Below are 18,599 nucleotides of genomic sequence, written 5' to 3' on the forward strand. Positions count from 1 at the left end.
CATCGGCGGGGCCCGGGCCCGGTCCGTTCGGTCGGCCCGTCAGGGCAGCCGCAGCGTCGTGACGGCCCCGCCCCCGTCGGCCCCGCTCGCGTTGGCGAACGACAGCTCCGCGCCCATGATGCGCGCCTGCCCCACGGCGATCGTCAGCCCCAGCCCGTGCCCCTTGGGCAGGCCGCCCCGCGCGGCCGTCGGCTCGGTGCGGAAGCGCTGCGGCCCGTGGTCCAGGAGGTACGCCGGATACCCCGCCCCGTGATCGCGGACGGTGATCGCGGGCCCGTCCACGGTCACCACCACCGGCGGCCGCCCGTGCCGGTGCGCGTTGGACAGCAGATTGCCGAGGACCCGCTCCAGCCGCCGGCGGTCCGTCATCACGCGCGCGTCGCGCTCGACGCGCACCTCGGCCGGCAGCCCGGACGCCCGTACGGCCCGCTCGGCGAGCCGCCCCAGCCAGTGCGCCTCCAGGTCGGCGCGCTCGGTCAGCGAGTCGAGCCGGGAGATCTCCAGCAGGTCCTCGGTGAGCCCGCGCAGCGCCCGCACCCGGTCCCGTACCAGCTCGGTCGGGCGCCCCGGCGGCAGCAGGTCCGAGGCGGCCTGCAACCCGGCGAGCGGGGTGCGCAGTTCATGGGCGACATCGGCGGTGAACCGCTGCTCGCTCTGGAGCCGCGCCTGGAGCGTGCCGGCCATGGCGTCCAGCGCGGCGGACACGGCCGCCACCTCGTCCTGCTGCCGGGTGGGATCGGTGGTGCGCGGGTCGGCGACCCTGGCGTCGAGGTCGCCGGCGCTGATCCGGCGGGCCACGTCGGCGGTGCGGTGCAGCCGCCGGGTGACGCGGGAGACGGCGAACACCCCGACGACGAGGGTGCCGACGATGGCGAGCGCCGAGGAGACCACGATGGCCCGGTCGAGTCCGCTGATCGTCTCGGCGCTGCGCCGGTAGCCGACCCGTACGGTCAGCGCCTTCCCGTCGGCGGGGCCCGCCGCCCACATGGCGGGGTCGCCGTCGAACGAGCCGAGCGCGGTGCCGCGTTCGCCGCGCAGCGCCATCTGCCGCAGGGGCTCGGGGAGTTGAGGCGAGTCGAGGACGGCTTCGGGGCGCAGCCGGTCGCCCGCCTCGTAGGAGCGGGCGGCGGTGTCGAGCCGGGACAGGGCCTCGGAACGGGCCTGGTGGACGGTCTGCCGGGTGACGATGACGTGCACGAGGGTGCCGAGCACGGCGGCGACGACGCAGCACATGACGGCGAGGAAGAGCGTGAACTTCGCGTAGAGGGACCCGGGCCGGGCGAGCCGCAACCACTTCGGCCGACCGCGGCGCGGCGCGCCGGGCTCCGGCCGGCCGGGGGCGGTCATCGGCGCGCCGGGGTCGTGGGCCGGCCGGAGGCGTCGGTCCGGCGGATCTCGTCGCTCTGGAGCTCCATGTAGTCGCGGTGCGCGTCCCAGGAGTACACGGAGCGGATGGCGTAGTTGGGGGTCGGCGAGGGCTCCCAGACGATGAGGTCGCCGCCCGCGACCTCCACGGTGGTGGGGCGGACGACGGTGGCCATGACGCGGGTGAGCACCCCACGCACGAACGTGTAGCAGCGCAGCCCCAGCAGCCCGTCCGCCATCTCGAAGCCGAGGATCAGGTCGTCCTTGCCGTTGCCGGTGATGTCCCGGTGGACGGGGGCGAGGAGCGGGCAGCCGGGGCCGCGGGCGGAGCAGGCGGCCAGCCGGCGCGCGGTCGTCGCGTCCATCCCGTCGGCGCCGGTGGCCTCGCCCGGGTGGGCGGCCAGCTCCGCCTTGATCACGGCGAGCGGGTCGACCTCCCGGATGTTCTCGGAGGGCACCCTGCGGAAGCCGGGCACGGCGGTCGAGGGCACCTTCCCCGGCTCTTCGGCGGTGGGCACGGCCGCCGGTGAGCGGCTGGGCCACAGCGGGGAGGGGGCGGCGGCCGGGGCGGTGCCGCCGGCGCTGACCGGTTCCCCGCCGGCCCCGGCCCCGCACCCGGCCGCCGCCGTCGCCGCGGCCGCCGTCGCCACCGCGGCGGCGAGGGCGGCCGGGCGCCGGAGGAACGCGGTGAGGAGAGGCGGCACGGCACTTCCCGGCGGACGACGGTGCGGATGAAAGGGGCACTTCGGGCGCCTCCCCATTGTGGTGCGCGGCGGCGGCGAGGGCTCGTTACCGACGCCGTTGGGAGGGGGCGCGTCGGCAGGCGGAGCCCTTCAGGCTGGTGCCCCGTCAGTCCAGCGGCCCCTCGCCCACCCCCGTGAGGGCGGCGAGGGCCGCGCGCAGCCCGGCCGGGTCGGGCCGGTCGCTCGCCCAGGCCACGTGCCCGTCGGGGCGTATGAGGAGGGTGGTCGGCGCGGCGTCGGCGCGGCGCACGGTGACCCGTACGCCCTCCGGCGCACCGCTCCCGGCGCCGGCCTCACCACTGTCAGCACTGTCACCACGCGGCACGACGCGTACGAACCCGCCCTCGCGCATCGCCTCGTACAGCCGGGAGGGCCCCTTCTCCTCCCCCGCGTCCAGGGCGAGCGGCAGGTCGGGGGCGCGACGGCCGGTGAGGGGGTGGGCGCCGGAGGGTGCGGGGTAGTCGATGCCGAGGCCGGAGACGGCCATGGCGGCGCGCTGCCGCACGGGCGGGGCCTGCATCGCGAGGTTGATCGCTGCGGCGCGGGCGCCGCGCAGGAGGGGCGAGCGGATGACGGCGCCGCGCAGGATCGAGCCGCTGAGCCGCAGGACGAGCTTGCCGACGGGGTGCCGCTCCGCCTCGTAGCTGTCGAGGAGCGTGGCGCCGGCCCGGCCCCGTACGGCGGCGGCGAGCTTCCAGCCGAGGTTGGCGGCGTCCTGGAGGCCGGTGTTCATGCCCATGCCGCCGGCCGGGGAGTGGACGTGCGCGGCGTCGCCGGCGAGGAAGACGCGGCCGACGCGGTAGTGCGGGGCCTGGCGTTCGTCGCTGTGGAAGCGGGAGGTCCAGCGGGCGTCGTGCATGCCGAAGTCGGTGCCGAACGCGTCGCGGGTGACGGTGCGGATCTCGTCCAGGCCGACGGGCGCGTCGGCCGGGGGCTGCGCGTCGCGGTCCCAGGCGATGACGCGGTACCAGCCTTTGCCGAGCGACGCGATGAAGGAGATGCCCTGGGGGGCCGAGGCGACGGCGGGCGAGTAGCGGGGGACGGTCTCCAGCCGGACGTCGGCCAGCATGACGGAGCGGAGCACGGAGCGGCCGGGGAAGGGCAGCCCGATGGACTGCCGCACGGCGCTGCGCATGCCGTCGGTGCCGACGGCATAGCCGGCGCGCAGCGTGTCCGTGCCGGTGTCGGTGCGTACGTCCAGGTCGACGCCGTCGCCGTGCTGCCGGAGCGCCATGACCTCGGCGCCGTACCGGATGTCGGCGCCGAACCGGACGGCGCGCTCCTCCAGGACCCGCTCGGTCTCGTACTGCGGCGTCATCAGCACCCCGGCGAACCGCGTGGGCAGCCGGAACAGCTCCAGCGGGGTGCCCACGAGGCGCAGCGTGGGCAGGAACTCGCCGGTCCCCAGAAGGTCTTCGGCGATGCCGCGCATGTCCAGCGCCTCCAGCGTGCGGGCGTGCACGGCGATGGCGCGGGAGAGGTTGGACTCCCCCGAGCGGCGCTCCAGCAGTACGACCCGGACCCCGGCCGCCGCCAGATCCCCGGCGAGCAGCAGCCCGGTCGGCCCGGCCCCCACCACAACCACCTCCGCGCCCCGCCCGTCCCGAACAGCGCGCGCACTCAGATCCGACATGACGCCTCCCTGCCTCACTGGTCAACACTCGTTGGCCAACGCCTGTTGACTCCCAGTCCACACCCACCCGCAACCCCACGTCAACGCCCGTTGAATTGATCCGGCCCCAGTCGACCGAATACCTCCTGTGCCCAGGCTCCGGCCCCCGCGTACCCGCTGGTCGGAGCCCGGCTCCCGGTCGCGCGGGCACCACATCTCGGCCGAATTCACACCCCATGCGGCCCTTCTCGCGCCCGACCGAACATCCTCGGCGCCGAGCCGGCCCCATACGCTCACCGTCCGCCCGCCCCGCGCCGACTGCCGTACGGTGGCCGGGCACCCCTTGGAGGAGACATGAGCTCGCAACCCGTACACGACGGCGGAGAGTTGATCCCGAGACCGGACACGACCTTCCCGGCGCTGCGTGCCGCCCTGGCCCGGGTCGCCCCGTCCCGGCTGGCCGAGATGACGACCGAGCGGGACACCGTCTTCACGATGGCAACCCAGTCCAACAGCTTCGGGCCGATCGCCATGTTCCAGCTCAAGTGGGCCGCCATCATCGAGATCGAACGCCGCCCCGACCTGGCTCGCCGCCTGCACTCGGCCGAGCGCACGGCCCAGGACCTCCCCCGGGACGCCCCCGCCTGGCAGGCCGCCATGGACGAGATCAAGGCCGTCATGAACCTCGCCCGCGCCGAGATCACCGGCGCCACCGATGAGTGAGTGGGCCTGGGAGTACCTCCCGGACTCGTGCTCCGTCATCGGCGACACGCCCGACCTCGCCTTCATCGCCCAGATCGAGGAACGCGCCGATGAACTGCTGCGCGCGGCGGCCGCGCTCTACCTCGACGGCCCGTCCTTCCAAGGCCGGTCTCCCTCCATGCGGACGGAAATCCTGCCGTGCGGGATGTTCGAATACCTGATCGTCGTCCGCCAGGAACGCCTGTACATCACCCACGTCACCCCCTGGCCGCTGTGACCGCGGCGGCCCGCCGCGTTTCGGGTCAGCTCGGCGCGACAGTGGCCAGAAACGGGTCGACCGTTCGGCGCCAGGCTTCGGGCTGGTCGTAGTGGATGAGGTGGCCGGCGTCGGGGATTTCCGCGTATTGGCCGCGGGGGAGGACGCGGACCATTTCCTGGGCCTCGGCGCGGCCGAGTTCGCCGTCGAGGCCGCGGACGACGAGGGTGGGGCACTCGACGAGGGCGAGGTCGTCCCAGTGGGCATCGCGGACCCAGGTGATGCGGGAGGCCAGCATCTGGCGGCGGGAGAAGACGGGGCGCCAGCCGTCCGCGCGCTCGGCCATCACCTCGGCGTAGTAGTCGCCGCGCGCCGGCTTGGGGCGCTCCAGGGTCGGGTCGTCCTCGCCGAACCACTTGCGTACGTCCGCGAGCGTCGCGAACGGCACCGGCCAGGACGTGAACCACGCGGACCACTCCTTCTGCGAGGCCGGCCCGAGCGCGGAGGCGCGCATGTCGCTGATGACCAGGGCCCGGACGAGGTCGGGGCGGCGGGCCGCGAACTGCCAGGCGGTGAGGGCGCCCATCGAGTGGCCGATGAGGACGGCCGGCGCGAGCCCGAGCTGCTCGACGGCGGCCTCCACGTCGGACACGTACGCGTCGCGGGTGTACGGGCCGTCCGACGGCTTCTCGCTGCGGCCGTGGCCGCGCTGGTCCAGCGCCACCGCGCGGTACCGCGTGGAGAGCCAGCGCGCGGTCTCCGCCCAATGCGAGGCCCGGCCCATCAGTCCGTGCAGTAACAGCACCGAGGACCGGCCGCCCTCCCCGTCCCGGCCGTCCGCCTTGGGCGGGTCGGCGAACTCCCAGGCGGCCAGGCGCACACCGCCCGCCCCTGTCACGTCGATACGCCGCGCCATCAGTCCTGGCACCCCCATTCATCCCCCGGGCAGCTCCAACCGCGAACGGCCCCACACTATCGAACCTTTATTCGAACGCACTGTTATATCGAGCAACACCCCTCGTTCGAGTGACGGGAGACCAGGATTGGCCGCCGCCTCTCAGGGGAGACAACGTCCGGGAGGCGGACCGCTCGGGGATGAGGGTCCGCGAGGGGAGACCCTGGGAGCTCGGGGCTCCGGGTCGCCTCGGGGGAGCATGGGGAGGCGGGGCCCTGGCAGCCTGAGGCGCCGGGGCCCTGGCTGTCAGAGCGCCGCCCACGTCAGCCCCCAGCCCAGGTCATTCGCGCACGGCACGTGCGCGCACCTGCTCAGCGACAGCGTGGCACGCATACGGCCCGGCCGCTCCGTTTCCGTCAACTCCAGCCCAGAACAAGCGGGTTGACGCGCGCCGACCTTGGAATACGCGGCCGCGCGCGCCTCGCGGCCGCACAGCGGAACGCCCCCGCGACCGCGCGTCGGCGCAAGGTCACGAGGGCGCTCAGCAGAGCAGCGAGCCGCGGAGCCGCGGAAGCGGACAGCGGCGGAAGCAGAGGGGGCGGAGAAAGCGGCGCGACGCCGCGTCAGCGCTTGGCCACGAAGACATGCGAGGCGATGCCCGCCTCCAGCTCCGCCGCCTCCCCGCTGCTGCCGACCAGCACCCCGCCCGCCGACTCCGTCACGCTCACCACCGCGCCCGGCTGCACCCCGGCCCGCCGCAGCGTGTACATGAGCTGCGCGTCCATCTGGATCGGCTCGCCGATCCGCCGCACCACGACGGTCTTGCCGCCGGCGCCCGGCTCCAGCTCCATCAGGCTGACCATCCCGTCGTTGAGGAACGGGTCGGCCTCGGCCTTCTCGCCCAGCTCCTCCAGGCCCGGAATGGGGTTCCCGTACGGCGACTCCGTGGGGTGGCGCAGCAGCTCCAGCACGCGCCGCTCCACCGCCTCGCTCATCACGTGCTCCCAGCGGCACGCCTCGGCGTGCACCTGCTCCCACTCCAGCCCGATCACGTCGACGAGCAGACACTCGGCGAGCCGGTGCTTGCGCATCACGCGCGTCGCCAGCCGCCGGCCCTCCTCCGTCAGCTCCAGGTGGCGGTCCCCGGCGACCGTGACCAGGCCGTCGCGCTCCATGCGCGCGACCGTCTGGCTGACCGTCGGACCGCTCTGATCGAGCCGTTCCGCGATTCGGGCGCGCATCGGGACCACACCCTCCTCCTCCAGCTCAAGGATGGTGCGGAGATACATCTCCGTGGTGTCGATCAGTCCGGACATGGGTGTCCCTCGATCCGTCGTGCGGTGGCCCTGAACTCAATTCTGACGCATCCCACTGACAACGGTGCCGTCCGCCGGACGCGGGCGGCGGCACCGAGGCCATGAGGGGCGTCGCAGCGGCACCACGGGCGGGCTTCCGCGCCAGGCCGCAGGCTGTATTGACAGGGCACTGGTCCAGACCGCAACGTGATCCGCGCCACCAGAGTACGCACCGACGGAAAGGCACCTGCTGCGATGAGTGCTGCCACGCGTGCCGCGGCGAACGCCGCGACGGACGGGTCCGGACCGACGGGGGCCGCCGGCGGCGGGCCCGCCGAGGACGCCGGGACGGCTGGGGCCGCGGGGGGCGCCGGCGCCGCGCTGGCCGGGCAGTTCTTCGACGCCGCCATCGAGCTGCTGGCGAGGGTGCGCGACGAGGAGGCCGAGTCCGTCGCCGCCGCCGGCGCCCTCCTCGCGGACACCGTCGCCGCCGGCGGCCGCCTCTTCGCCTTCGGCGCCGGCCACTCCTCGCTCCCCGCCCAGGACGTCGTCTACCGGGCCGGCGGACTCGCCCTCATGAACCTCCTCGCTGTCCCGGGCGTCGTCGGCGTCAACGTCATGCCGGCCACTCTCGGCAGCGCCCTGGAGCGCGTCGACGGCCTCGCCGGGGCCGTCCTCGACACCAGCCCCGCGCGCTCCGGCGACGCCCTCGTCGTCATCTCCCTCTCCGGCCGCAACTCCCTGCCCGTGGAGATGGCGCTCAACGCCCGCGCGCTCGGCCTGAAGGTCATCGGGGTGACCTCGGTCGCGTACGCCGCCGAGACCAGGTCCCGGCATGTCTCCGGTACGTACCTCAAGGACCACTGCGACATCGTCCTCGACTCCAAGATCGCGCCGGGCGACGCCGAGCTGACCGCCGAGGGCATCGGCGCCCCCTTCGCCCCCGCCTCCACCGTCGTCACCAGCGCCCTGATGCAGGCCGTCATGGCCGCCGCCGCCGGCGACCTCGCCGCCCGCGGCATCGATCCGCCGCTGCTGCGCTCCGGCAACGTCGACGGCGGCCATGAGTGGAACGGCCGGATCATGACGGAGTACGGCGACCGGATCTTCTACCGCCACTGACCCCGGTCGCCGCCACCGGCCCCGGTCCCCGGCACGGCCGCCGCCCCGGCCGCCCGCCCGCGCCCGTACGGCAGGCCCTGCCCGTACGCCCGCCTCGTGCCCGTACGTACAGCAGGCCCCGTCCGTACGTACGGCAGGCCCCGCCCGTACGCCCTACCGCGCCCTCACGCCCGTACCGCCGCCGCCAGGTCCACCGAGGCGGCGACGCGGGCCGCGACGTCCTCCGCGTACGTGGCGTCCACGCGGTCGAACGGGCGGCGGGACGGGCCGCGGAGGAAGGTGGCGGCGCCCAGGGTGCGGCCGCGGCTGCGCAGCACGACGCTGAGGGCGTGGGCGGTGCCGTCCGGCCATTTGCGGGCCGCGGCCCAGAGCGCGGCGGCGGCGTCGGAGTCGCCGGAGGAGCTGGAGCGCACCGAGCCGCAGCGTTCGACGGCGAGCAGCGCCGGGTGGCCCTCCGGGTAGCCGACGGGGATGTCGCACGGCGTCGTCGGCGGCTGCGGGCCGGGCGCGCCCGCGGGCGTCAGCGCGGCGCGTACGAGCCGGACGGGCGGCTCCGCCAGCGCCACCGGCACCGTCAGCACGTCGATCAGCGCGTGGTCGGCGAACCCGGCGAGCGCGAAGTCGAGCTGGAGCGTCGCGGCCTCCATGGGGTCCTCGCACTCCGCGACGGCGCGCCCCGCCCGGTGCAGTTGGCTGGCGCGGAACCGCAGCCGCGCGCCCTGCTGCTCGGCGAGGCGCTCCTCCGTCACGTCCGTGAACAGCCAGGCCACGCCCAGCGGCACCGGTTCCTCGGCGAGCGGCGAGGCGAGCCGCAGGAACCCGCTGCGCCAGCAGCGGCGCTCGGGCGGGTGGCCGTCGTCGCCGCGCAGCGTCACCCACAGCTCGGTCGGCGCGAGCGGCGCGCCCTCGGCCAGTACGTGCTGGAGCGCGCCCTCCAGCTCCTCGACGCCCTGGTCCAACTGCTCGCCGAGCGGGCGGCCGAGCAGCCCGGAGCCGGCCGCGCCGAGGGCGGCCGAGGCGTGTTCGTTGACGACGGCCGGGCGCAGGTCGGCGTCGACGAGGACCACGCCCCAGGCGGCGTCCTCGAACAGCGCCTCGCTGAGCGCGATCGACCGCTCCAGGTCGATCTGCGCGTGGACCTCGCTGAACGCGCAGTAGACCCCGGCCGGGCCGCCGTCCGCGCCCGGTACCGCGGAGGACTGCGTACGGACCAGGACCCGCCCGCCGTCCTTCGTCACCAGCGCGAACTCGTGCACATGGCGGCCCGGCGTCTTCATGGCGCTGAGCAGCCGCGCCTCGACCTCCTCGGCGTCGGCGGCGCGCACCGCCCAGCCGGTCAGCCCCCGCCGCCCGACGGCTTCCGCCGCCGTCCAGCCGAGGATGCGTTCGGCCTCGCGGTTCCAGTGGGTGACGACGCCGTCGGCGTCGAAGGCGCAGAGCGCGGCGTCCATCCCGTCGAGGAGCGCGGCGAGCAGTCCGGAGCCGTCACCGGCGCCGGGGCCCGGCGGGCCGGGCGGCGGTGCGTCGTGCGGTGTGCCGTGCGATGCGTCTGAACGCTGCGAAGCAGTCATTGGACGACCCCCCTGCTTGGGCGTGCTGCACAAGAAGATATTGAACTCGAACGTGACGCGCGCCACAGCCGGTTCGGCGAAATCGTTGCCTCCGGGAGCCCGCCATGAAGGGCCGCACGCACGGCTCACGCGGGTCACGCGGCGGTCGCGCCGCCGTTCGGAAAAAATAGGTTGAGCGCCGGGACGGGCGTCTCCTAGAGTGCCGACAACGCCGAAAGGAGGTGATCGGGAAGTGATTTCATCCCGGACAAGCGAGGTGGCTGCGGGCTGACAGCCCGTCGTCGCACTCTGTGCGGGGCCGGCCAGTTGTCGGCTCAATCCAAAGCAGTCACCCGACCCGCGGGCCGCCGGTTTGTCCGGCCGGCTCCCTCTCCGGAGGGACCGAGGCCCGCGGGTCGCCTGCGTTCACGCGCCGGCGCTCACGGACGCGCGCTCACGGCCACAGCCGCTCGACGCGCCACCCCTCCGCCGCGGCCCCACGGCCCCCCTCACGCACGTACCGCAACCGGTCGTGCAGCCGGTTCTCGCGCCCCTGCCAGAACTCCACGCTCTCCGCGCGCACCCGGAAGCCGCCCCAGCCCGGCGGCACCGGCACGGGCTCGCCCTCGGGGTAGCGGGCGGCCAACTCCGCGTAGGAGTCGTCCAGTTGGGCGCGGCCCGCGACGGTCGCGGACTGGTCGCTGGCCCAGGCGCCGAGCTGTGAGCCGTACGGGCGGCTGCGGAAGTAGGCGGCGGTCTCGTCGCGGCCGACGCGGTCGGCGGTGCCGGTGACGATGACCTGGCGGGCGATGGAGTGCCAGGGGAAGAGCAGCGAGACGTGGGGGTTCTCGCCGAGTTCGCGGGCCTTGCGCGAGGTGTAGTTGGTGTAGAAGACGAAGCCGCGCTCGTCGTACCCCTTGAGCAGGACGGTTCGGGAGCTGGGCCGGCCGGCGGCGTCGGCGGTGGAGACGACCATGGCGTTGGGCTCGTACAGCCCGCCCGTCGCGGCCTGCGCGAACCAGCGCCGGAACTGCTCGTACGGATCGGGGGCGAGGTCGGCCTCCGCGAGGCCCTGGGAGCGGTAGTGCACGCGCATGGCGGCCGGGTCGAGTTCGTCAGCTTCGGGCACGCGCTCATCTTGCAGCATCGGCGCCCTCCATGGCCCCGACGGCCCCCGCGGCCCCGCCCGCCCCTACGTGCGCGGCCCAGCCTGCCCGTACGCGCCGCCCCGTAACCCTCACCCGCCCCAATCCCCAGGTGTGCCGCACATCACTCTTCCCCGGGCGTCGCGCAGCCGCCAAAATCGCAGCCCGGAGCGGCCTGCCGGGTGGTCGCCGCCGATTGCGGCCGGTTGCCGTCGATTGCCGCCGATTGCAGCCGTTCGCAGCGCTCGACTCGCGGCGTCCGGCCCGAACCAGACCCGCCCGCCGGGGTGACCACCCGCCGCACGGGGCATGACCGGGAAGAGCGCCATGGGCCGCGAGCCGCACCACGCAGCCGCGGACCCGATTCGACACCAGCACGCCGGTCGCCGCACGGTGACGCCACATCTTTACCCAGATTCTGACATTTTGGTCAAAAACCGCCTGTCGATCAGATCACGAGGAGCCGCCTGATGTCCGACTTCGTACCCGGACTAGAGGGAGTCGTCGCGTTCGAAACGGAGATCGCCGAGCCCGACAAGGAAGGCGGCTCCCTCCGCTACCGAGGCGTCGACATCGAAGACCTGGTGGGCCACGTCTCCTTCGGGAACGTGTGGGGGCTGCTGGTCGACGGCGCCTTCGACCCCGGCCTGCCGCCCGCCGAACCGTTCCCCATCCCCGTGCACTCCGGTGACATCCGCGTCGACGTGCAGTCCGCCCTCGCGATGCTCGCGCCCGTCTGGGGGCTGCGCCCGCTGCTCGACATCGACGAGGCCACCGCCCGCGACGACCTCGCCCGCGCCGCCGTCATGGCGCTGTCGTACGTGGCCCAGTCGGCGCGCGGCCAGGGCCTGCCGATGGTGCCGCAGAAGGAGATCGACACGGCGCGGACCGTCGTCGAACGCTTCATGAAGCGCTGGCGCGGGGAGCCCGACCCCAAACACGTCAAGGCCGTCGACGCGTACTGGACATCCGCCGCCGAACACGGCATGAACGCCTCCACGTTCACCGCCCGCGTCATCGCCTCCACCGGCGCCGACGTCGCCGCCGCGCTCTCCGGCGCGGTCGGCGCCATGTCCGGGCCGCTGCACGGCGGCGCGCCGTCCCGCGTCCTCGGCATGATCGAGGAGATCGAGCGGACCGGCGACGCGACCGCCTACGTCAAGCGGGCGCTGGACCGCGGCGAACGGCTCATGGGCTTCGGCCACCGCGTCTACCGCGCCGAGGACCCGCGGGCGCGGGTGCTGCGCCGGACGGCCAAGGAACTGGCCGCGCCGCGCTTCGAGGTCGCGCAGGCGCTGGAGAAGGCCGCGCTGGAGGAGCTGCACAATCGCCGCCCGGACCGGGTGCTGGCCACCAATGTGGAGTTCTGGGCGGCGATCGTGCTGGACTTCGCGGAGGTGCCGGCGCACATGTTCACGTCGATGTTCACGTGCGCGCGCACCGCCGGGTGGAGCGCGCACATCCTGGAGCAGAAGCGCACGGGACGGCTCGTACGGCCGTCCGCGCGCTACATCGGCCCGGGGGCGCGCGACCCGCGGGACGTCGAGGGGTACGAGGGCATCGCGCACTGACGCGCGTACGAGGAGGGGCCGCCGGAAACCGTCCGGCGACCCCTCCACCGTGCTCAGTCGTGGTACGCCGTACCCGCCCAGCGCCGTACGAAGCCGTCCGCGCCGGTGACCGTCACGTCGTAGCGCCCGTCCTGGGTCGGCCAGTCCACGTGGGCGGGCCGGCCCGCCCGTACGTCGACGGTGCGGCGCTCGCCGCCGTGGCCGCCGGGCTCCAGCGTGAAGCGGGCCTCTTCGCCGTGGGTGTGCCCGAGCGTCAGCCGTACGGTGCGCCGGTCGGCCGTCGCGGTCGCCCGCGCCGTGGTGCGGGCCGTGCCCTTGAAGCGCCGTACGAACCCGTCGGCGCCGTAGACCGTGAAGTCGTAGGCGCCGCCGGTCTTGGCGGTGTCCCACTCATAGGCCGCCGAGGCGCCCGGCGCGACGGTGAACGGGGTGCCGGCGAAGGGGAGGTGGGCGTTGGGGAAGACGGTGTAGTGGAAGGCGGCCTCGCCGTGGTTGGTCATGGTGCAGGTGACCTTGCCCGTATGGGCGTCCACGGTGGCCTTGGCGTCCGGGCGGTAGGGCAGCGGCCGGTGCGGGCGGGTGCCCGGCTCCTGTACGGGGGTGGTCTGCTGGCCCTTGCCGGGGAGCTTGACCGGCGGCAGCTTCTTGCTCTGGTCGGCCTTGCGGACGAGTTCCTTGGTGTCCGGGAGGCGCGGGATGGAGTAGTCGGGGGCGGAGAAGTCGAAGCAGGTGGTGAGGTCGCCGCAGACGGCGCGCCGCCAGTCGGAGATGTTCGGCTCGTGTACGCCCGTGACGCGCTCCATCAGCCGCAGCACCGAGGTGTGGTCGAAGACCTGCGAGTTGGTCCAGCCGCCGCGCGACCACGGCGAGACGACCCACAGCGGCACGCGGTTGCCGAGCCCGATCGGCCGGCCCTTCGCGAACTCGCCGGGGGTGCCGGCGGGCGCGGTGGGCGGCACGACGTGGTCGAAGTAGCCGTCGTTCTCGTCGTACATGATGAGGAACGCGGTGTGCTTCCAGACCTCGGGGTTGGCGAAGAGGGACTGGAGGGCGGTGTTGACGTAGTCCGCGCCGTAGTCGGGGCTGGCGGCCGGGTGCTCACAGAAGAGGTAGGGCGACACGAGCCAGGAGACGGTCGGCAGGGTGCCGTCCTTGCAGTGCCGGTCGAAGGCGGAGAGATCGAACTTCGTCATGGCGTTGACGTAGCGCGGATCGTCCTTGGCGAAGGCGTGGAACTGCTTGAAGTACGACAGCCCGTTGCAGTCGTAGTCGCCGTACCGCTCGTCCATGCCCGGGTTGTGGTAGACGCGCCAGCTCACGCCGGCTTTCTGGAGCCGCTCGGCGTAGGTCGTCCAGTCGGCGACGGGGTTCTCGGTGACGACGCTGTTGTCGGTGAACGGTCCGGTGGTCCCGTCCGTACCGGGGCCGGCGGTGCCGCTCCACAGGTAGAGCCGGTTGGGGTCGGTGGGGCCGGCCAGTGAGGCGAAGTAGTGGTCGGCGACGGTGAACGCGTCGGCGAGCGCGTACTGGTACGGGATGTCCTCACGGGTGAAGTAGCCCATGCAGCGCTCGCCCTTGGCGGATATCCACTGGTTCATCGCGCCGTGGTTGATGGCGTCGTGGCTGGTCTTCCAGTCGTGCGGAAGCCCGTTCGCGTTCTGCGCGTTGTAGCGGGTGGTGTCCATCCGGTACGGCAGCAGATACCCGCCGTCCGTACGCCCGGGGTCGGGCTGGCGCAGCACGCTCGACCCGTCGGGGAACACGAGCCCCTGCCGGTCGTCGAAGCCGCGCACCCCGCGCAGCGAGCCGAAGTAGTGGTCGAAGCTGCGGTTCTCCTGCATCAGCACGACGATGTGCCGGATCTCGCCGACCCCGCCGCCCTTCTGCGCCTCGGCGCCGGCGGCTCTCCCCTCCGCCCCCACCGCCTCGGCGGCCGAACCGGCCGCTCCGATCAATCCGGCGGCAGCGGCCGCGGTAGAGGTACCGACGAACGCACGGCGCGTGAGTGAGGTCACGGAACATCTCCTCGAATTCGGGGGCCCCAGGCACGCTAACCGCGTGACGGACGCAACGGAATTGACGCGCGGTGACTTTGGGGCGGCGACGAGGAGAAGGGGGGAGGGTGTGGGGGCGTAGGGTGCGGGTTCCGTACGAGCCGCGTCGGGGCCTGAGTACGCGTACTCAGGCCCCGACGGCCGTCCGGCGCGCGGGCGGGGCTACGCCCGCGCGCTGTCCGTTACGGCAGGGACCACCAGTTGGTCCACAGGTCGGAGTGGTCGGCGAGGACGAAGGCGTAGGGGCGCTGGGGCGCGTTGCCGTTGTCCTGGACGGTGATGGCCTCGCCGGGGCGCTCGACGACGCGTCCGGTCGGGGCGCCCTGGGCCGCCCAGTGCCATGCCTTGCCGTCCCACCAGTTCACGTACAGCTTGGAGTCGTCGCCGATGACGAAGACGTACGGGCGGGTGAAGGCGTTCGGGTCGTCCTTCATCGTGACCGCGCCGACGGAGTCGAGGATGAAGCGGCCGCCGGGCGCGCCCTGGTCGTTCCAGTTCCACTTCGACCCGTCCCACCAGTTCACGTACAGCTTCGAGTCGTAGCCCTGGACGAAGACGTACGGCCGCTCGCCCGCCTGCGGATCGTTCTGGACGCTGACGACGCCGGCGCCCTTCTTGACCGGCTGCCCGGAGGGCGCCCCCTGCTCGCTCCAGTTCCACTTCGATCCGTCCCACCAGTTGACCCACACCCGCGAGTCGTCGGTGATGACGAAGGCGTACGGGCGGGTGAAGGCGTTCGGGTGGTCGCGCATCGTGGTGACGCCGATCGGGCGTGAGATCGTGCGGTTCGGCGGCGCGCCCTGGTCGCTCCAGTGCCACTTGGAGCCGTCCCACCAGTTCACGTGGAGCCGGAAGTCGTCGGTGAGGACGAAGGCGTACGGGCGCTGCGCCGCCGTCGGGCTGTCCTGGACGGAGACGACGCCGACGCCCTCGCGGATCTGCCGCCCGCTGGGCGCGCCCTGGTCGCTCCAGTTCCACTTGGAGCCGTCCCACCAGTTCACGTGGAGCTTGGAGTCGTCGGTGACGACGAACGCGTACGGGCGCTGCTGCGCGTCCTGGCGGTCCCGCACCGTGATGGCGCCGACCTTCTCGATGACCGTGCGCCCGGCGGGTGTGCCCTGGCCGCTCCAGTGCCATGCCTTGCCGTCCCACCAGTTCACGTACAGCCGCGAGTCGAGACCGCGGACGAAGACGTACGGGCGCTGTGCGGCCTGCGGGTCGTCCTTCATCGTGACGGCGCCCATCGTGGCCCGTACGCCGATCGCGGTGGTGGGGCGCTGCTGGTCGTTCCACTTCCACGAACCCATCGTCGTTCCTCTCCGACCCGCCGCCCGGCGCATGGCGGGCGGGGGCGCTGAAGGCGATACGTACTGGAGGTTCTTTACGCGCGTCCTGTGCGGTTCCTTCCGCGCCACTCTCGCAGCGCCCCCACTGCCTGTCACCGCCGCGGCAGCGGAGGACGGCGCTCACCACGCCGTTTCGGACACGGGCGCCTCGGTGTCCAACCGCTGCCGGGTACGTCACGCGGGGCGCCCGCTTCAGGCCCGTACCGTCGTCGCGGGGCCCCTCAGATCACGATGACGCGGCGCCCGCGGGTGTGGCCGGCCTGGCTGTCGATGTGGGCGGACGCGGCGTCGGCGAGGGCGTACGCCTTCTCGACCGGGATGTGGAGCTTGCCGCGCGAGATGAGGTCGACGGCCTCGGCGAGCGCGTCCGGGACGCTCCCGGCGACGCCGGAGAACCGGACGCCCAGGTCCGGCGCGCCGAGGTCGGCGATGGAGATGACCTTTCCCGGGTCGCCGGTCAGCTCGACGAGTTCGCGGATGACGCCGGAACCGGAGAGGTCGAGGGCGCCGTCGACGCGGCCGAGGCTCCGTACGCGCTCGACCCAGCCTTCTCCGTACGTGGTGGCGAGGGCGCCGAGGCTCCGCAGATAGTCCTGGTTCGCGGCCCCGGCGATGCCGATCACCGTGATGCCGCGCTCGCGGGCGATCTGGAGCACGGCCGACCCGACGCCGCCGGACGCGCCGCTGACCAGCAGGGTATGGCCGGGCTGTACGCCGGTCTGGGCGATGACGCGCAGCGCGGTCTCGGTGACGGAGGGGTAGCCGGCCGCTTCTTCGAAGGAGAGGCCGGCGGGCATCCGGGCCCAGGCGGTGAGCACGGCGTACTCGGCGTATGTGCTCAGGCCCTCGCCGAACACGTGGTCGCCGATGGCGACGCCTTCGACGCCGTCGCCGATCTCGTCGACGACGCCGGCGGCGTCCAGGCCGATGCCGGTGGGCAGCGTGGTGGGGTGGGCCCCCAGCTTCTGGCCCTCGCGAATCCGCCAGTCGACGGGGTTGACGCCGGCCGCCCGGACGGCGATGCGGATGCGGCCGGGGCCCGCGTGGGGCTCCTCGGCGTCGATGAGCTGCAGGACTTCGGGGCCGCCGAACTCGGCGATGTTCACTCGCTTCATGCCGCCGACCGTAACACTAACGGTTAGCTTAAAAAATCAGCTAGCTTTAAATAACTGTTACGGCGATGAATCTGCTAGCGTCAAGGCATGACCGTGCCGACCGCCGGGCGCCGCGAACGCAAGAAGGCCGCGACCCGCCAGAACATCGCCGACACCGCCCTACGGCTCTTCCTGGAGCGCGGCTATGACGAGGTGGGCATCCGCGACGTGGCCGCCGAGGCCGATGTCGCCGTGACCACGGTCTTCTCCCACTTCACCTCGAAAGAGGCCCTCGTCTTCTCGCAGGACGAGAACTTCGAGCACGGCCTCGCCCGAGCGGTCACCGCCCGCCCCCCGAACGAACCGCTCATCCCCGCCCTGCGCCGCGAGATCCACGCCATGGTCCGGCACTGCACCGCGGAGAGCGCCGCCCCGCTCTGGCGCATGATCGACTCCTCCCCCGCCCTACGGCAGTACGAGGAATCCATGCACCTCCGCCACGCCGAAGCCCTGGCCGCCGCCATCGCCGCCGACCTCGCCCTGCCCGCCCCCACCACGGCCTGCCGCACCCTCGCCCGCTTCACCGTCGACGCCTACGCCCTCGCCCGCGAAGCCGACGACCCGGCCGCCGCGGTCGACGAGATCTTCCACATGATCGAAGCCGCCTGGACCACCACGGCCGCTGCCCGGCCGTAGGGCTCGGTGAGCGCGCTCACGCGGAAGGGCCCCGGGGGCCCGGGCGCGGCTCGCTCAGTCCGTCACGCGGGCCCGCGGCCCGCCCGACTCATCTCGGTGACCAGGCTGGAGGAGATGTGGGCCAGGGCGGGGTCCGCTGCGATGAAGAACGTTTCAACGCCGGCCAGTTCGCGGTTCATGCGCGCCATCGGCATTTCGTAGTCCAGGTCGGAAACGCCTCGAACTCCGCGTACGACGACGTCTATTCCGCCCCGTCGGCAGTAGTCGACCAGCAGGCCGCCGGTGTGGGAGTCGACCGTAACGTTGCCGAAGCCAGTCGCCGCAGCGCGCAGTCGGCCCATTCGTTCGTCGATGGGAAAGCGGCCGGTCTTGTTCGCGTTGACCATCACGCACACGACGACCTCGTCGAACAGCAGGGCCGCGCGCCGGAGTACGTCCTGGTGCCCTTGAGTGACCGGGTCGAAAGATCCTGGGAAGAGGGCCCGCATGGTCGGAAGAGTAACAAGCGGCGCCGCGACGCTCCCGGCCGTCCTTCCTTTCCTTCCTTTCAGTCCCAGGAGTTGAAGAGCGTTGCGCCGATGGTTGGTGGCTGCCAGTAGGTGATTTGGTGGAGTTCGGCTGGGGACAGGGCGGAGGTGGCGGCGGGGGTGAGGGGGGAGAGGAGTTGGGCCGCGCTCAGGACTGTGAAGCCGGAGGCGTTGAGGACGGCCGACCAGGCGGGGGGCTCCTGGAATTCGTCGGTGTACGCGTGTGCCGGGGCCGCCACAAAGGCGACCAAGGGGTGGTGGGCGTGGAAGAGGGCGGTGTGCGGGCCGTGCCGATTGGTGAGAGTGGCGGTGTGGAAATTCCGCGAGCACTCCCCCTCGGCGAAGTCGTCGACATCGCCGCTCGCGGCCCGGGCCGCGTAATACCAAGCGGCGCGGCAGGCCCGGGGATCGGTGCTCGGCAGGGGCGGGTCCTTTCGGTGACGGAAACCGGTGGCCCCCCGCTCCAGACGGAAAGTGGCCTGTGCGCCGCCGTTCACTGCTCTCCCTGAGCCTTTTCTCGGTACGTCATTATCGACTGCACGGGATGGGCCTTGGCCCGACCCTACTGTGCCCCACTCACGCCCTGCCCCCGTACAACGCACAACGTACAAGCGCCGTTTCCCGGA

17 protein-coding genes are annotated in these 18,599 nt (G+C 73.0%); 5 read left to right on the forward strand and 12 right to left on the reverse strand.

Features of this window, described 5'->3' with window-relative positions; all coding sequences use genetic code 11:
• Nucleotides 1–39: 39 nt before the first annotated feature.
• The 3 genes from IF55_RS29640 to IF55_RS29650 form a co-directional block, all read right to left on the reverse strand.
• Nucleotides 40–1,347, reverse strand: a complete 1,308-nt coding sequence (locus IF55_RS29640; protein ID WP_211270051.1) for an ATP-binding protein — start codon at nucleotides 1,345–1,347, stop codon at nucleotides 40–42.
• Nucleotides 1,344–2,069, reverse strand: coding sequence for a hypothetical protein (locus IF55_RS29645; RefSeq protein WP_030888266.1), 726 nt, complete (start codon nucleotides 2,067–2,069; stop codon nucleotides 1,344–1,346). Before IF55_RS29645 ends, IF55_RS29640 begins: the two co-directional genes overlap by 4 nt.
• Nucleotides 2,070–2,214: 145 nt before the next feature.
• Nucleotides 2,215–3,741: an FAD-dependent monooxygenase gene (locus IF55_RS29650; RefSeq protein ID WP_048832700.1), complete on the reverse strand. Its 1,527-nt coding sequence runs from the start codon at nucleotides 3,739–3,741 to the stop codon at nucleotides 2,215–2,217.
• Nucleotides 3,742–4,074: 333 nt separating this feature from the next.
• On the opposite strand from IF55_RS29650, the gene IF55_RS29655 reads away from it, so the two are divergent.
• Both IF55_RS29655 and IF55_RS29660 read left to right on the forward strand, forming a co-directional pair.
• Entirely contained in the window at nucleotides 4,075–4,443 is a 369-nt protein-coding gene (locus tag IF55_RS29655) for a hypothetical protein (protein WP_030888273.1), read from the forward strand.
• Entirely contained in the window at nucleotides 4,436–4,699 is a 264-nt protein-coding gene (locus IF55_RS29660; protein ID WP_030888275.1) for a hypothetical protein, read from the forward strand. The genes IF55_RS29655 and IF55_RS29660 overlap by 8 nt, the downstream gene beginning before the upstream one ends.
• A 25-nt stretch (nucleotides 4,700–4,724) precedes the next feature.
• Here IF55_RS29660 and IF55_RS29665 read toward each other — a convergent pair whose 3' ends face one another.
• Complete coding sequence (locus IF55_RS29665; RefSeq protein WP_030888280.1) at nucleotides 4,725–5,594, reverse strand: alpha/beta fold hydrolase; 870 nt, start codon at nucleotides 5,592–5,594, stop codon at nucleotides 4,725–4,727.
• Between the two features lie 602 nt (nucleotides 5,595–6,196).
• A complete protein-coding gene (locus IF55_RS29670) occupies nucleotides 6,197–6,889 on the reverse strand; it encodes an iron-dependent transcriptional repressor DtxR (RefSeq protein WP_030888283.1) in 693 nt (230 codons plus the stop codon).
• 234 nt (nucleotides 6,890–7,123) lie between these two features.
• Here IF55_RS29670 and IF55_RS29675 point away from each other — a divergent pair, with 234 nt between their 5' ends.
• Complete coding sequence (locus IF55_RS29675; protein ID WP_078645462.1) at nucleotides 7,124–7,990, forward strand: SIS domain-containing protein; 867 nt, start codon at nucleotides 7,124–7,126, stop codon at nucleotides 7,988–7,990.
• A gap of 164 nt (nucleotides 7,991–8,154) precedes the next feature.
• Here IF55_RS29675 and IF55_RS29680 read toward each other — a convergent pair whose 3' ends face one another.
• Nucleotides 8,155–9,561, reverse strand: a complete 1,407-nt coding sequence (locus IF55_RS29680; RefSeq protein ID WP_030888289.1) for a PAS domain-containing protein — start codon at nucleotides 9,559–9,561, stop codon at nucleotides 8,155–8,157.
• Nucleotides 9,562–9,994: 433 nt separating this feature from the next.
• Nucleotides 9,995–10,687, reverse strand: coding sequence for a pyridoxamine 5'-phosphate oxidase (gene pdxH / locus IF55_RS29685; protein ID WP_030888291.1), 693 nt, complete (start codon nucleotides 10,685–10,687; stop codon nucleotides 9,995–9,997).
• Between the two features lie 468 nt (nucleotides 10,688–11,155).
• On the opposite strand from pdxH, the gene IF55_RS29690 reads away from it, so the two are divergent.
• Nucleotides 11,156–12,256, forward strand: coding sequence for a citrate synthase 2 (locus IF55_RS29690; RefSeq protein WP_030888293.1), 1,101 nt, complete (start codon nucleotides 11,156–11,158; stop codon nucleotides 12,254–12,256).
• Between the two features lie 53 nt (nucleotides 12,257–12,309).
• Here IF55_RS29690 and IF55_RS29695 read toward each other — a convergent pair whose 3' ends face one another.
• From IF55_RS29695 to IF55_RS29705, 3 genes are all read right to left on the reverse strand, one after another.
• Nucleotides 12,310–14,271, reverse strand: coding sequence for a phosphocholine-specific phospholipase C (locus IF55_RS29695; RefSeq protein WP_030888295.1), 1,962 nt, complete (start codon nucleotides 14,269–14,271; stop codon nucleotides 12,310–12,312).
• 221 nt (nucleotides 14,272–14,492) lie between these two features.
• Nucleotides 14,493–15,617, reverse strand: a complete 1,125-nt coding sequence (locus IF55_RS29700; RefSeq protein ID WP_030888297.1) for a PLL family lectin — start codon at nucleotides 15,615–15,617, stop codon at nucleotides 14,493–14,495.
• A gap of 260 nt (nucleotides 15,618–15,877) precedes the next feature.
• Entirely contained in the window at nucleotides 15,878–16,771 is an 894-nt protein-coding gene (locus IF55_RS29705; RefSeq protein ID WP_030888299.1) for an NADP-dependent oxidoreductase, read from the reverse strand.
• Between the two features lie 87 nt (nucleotides 16,772–16,858).
• Between IF55_RS29705 and IF55_RS29710 the strand changes: the two genes are divergently transcribed.
• Nucleotides 16,859–17,446: a TetR/AcrR family transcriptional regulator gene (locus tag IF55_RS29710; protein ID WP_030888301.1), complete on the forward strand. Its 588-nt coding sequence runs from the start codon at nucleotides 16,859–16,861 to the stop codon at nucleotides 17,444–17,446.
• Between the two features lie 62 nt (nucleotides 17,447–17,508).
• On the opposite strand, the gene coaD is transcribed toward IF55_RS29710, so the two are convergent.
• Nucleotides 17,509–17,934: a pantetheine-phosphate adenylyltransferase gene (gene coaD, locus IF55_RS29715; protein WP_048832702.1), complete on the reverse strand. Its 426-nt coding sequence runs from the start codon at nucleotides 17,932–17,934 to the stop codon at nucleotides 17,509–17,511.
• Nucleotides 17,935–17,993: 59 nt separating this feature from the next.
• Complete coding sequence (locus IF55_RS29720) at nucleotides 17,994–18,470, reverse strand: hypothetical protein (protein WP_030888305.1); 477 nt, start codon at nucleotides 18,468–18,470, stop codon at nucleotides 17,994–17,996.
• Between the last annotated feature and the right edge of the window lie 129 nt (nucleotides 18,471–18,599).

This window comes from Streptomyces varsoviensis (assembly GCF_000718635.1).
GTDB lineage: Bacteria > Actinomycetota > Actinomycetes > Streptomycetales > Streptomycetaceae > Streptomyces > Streptomyces varsoviensis.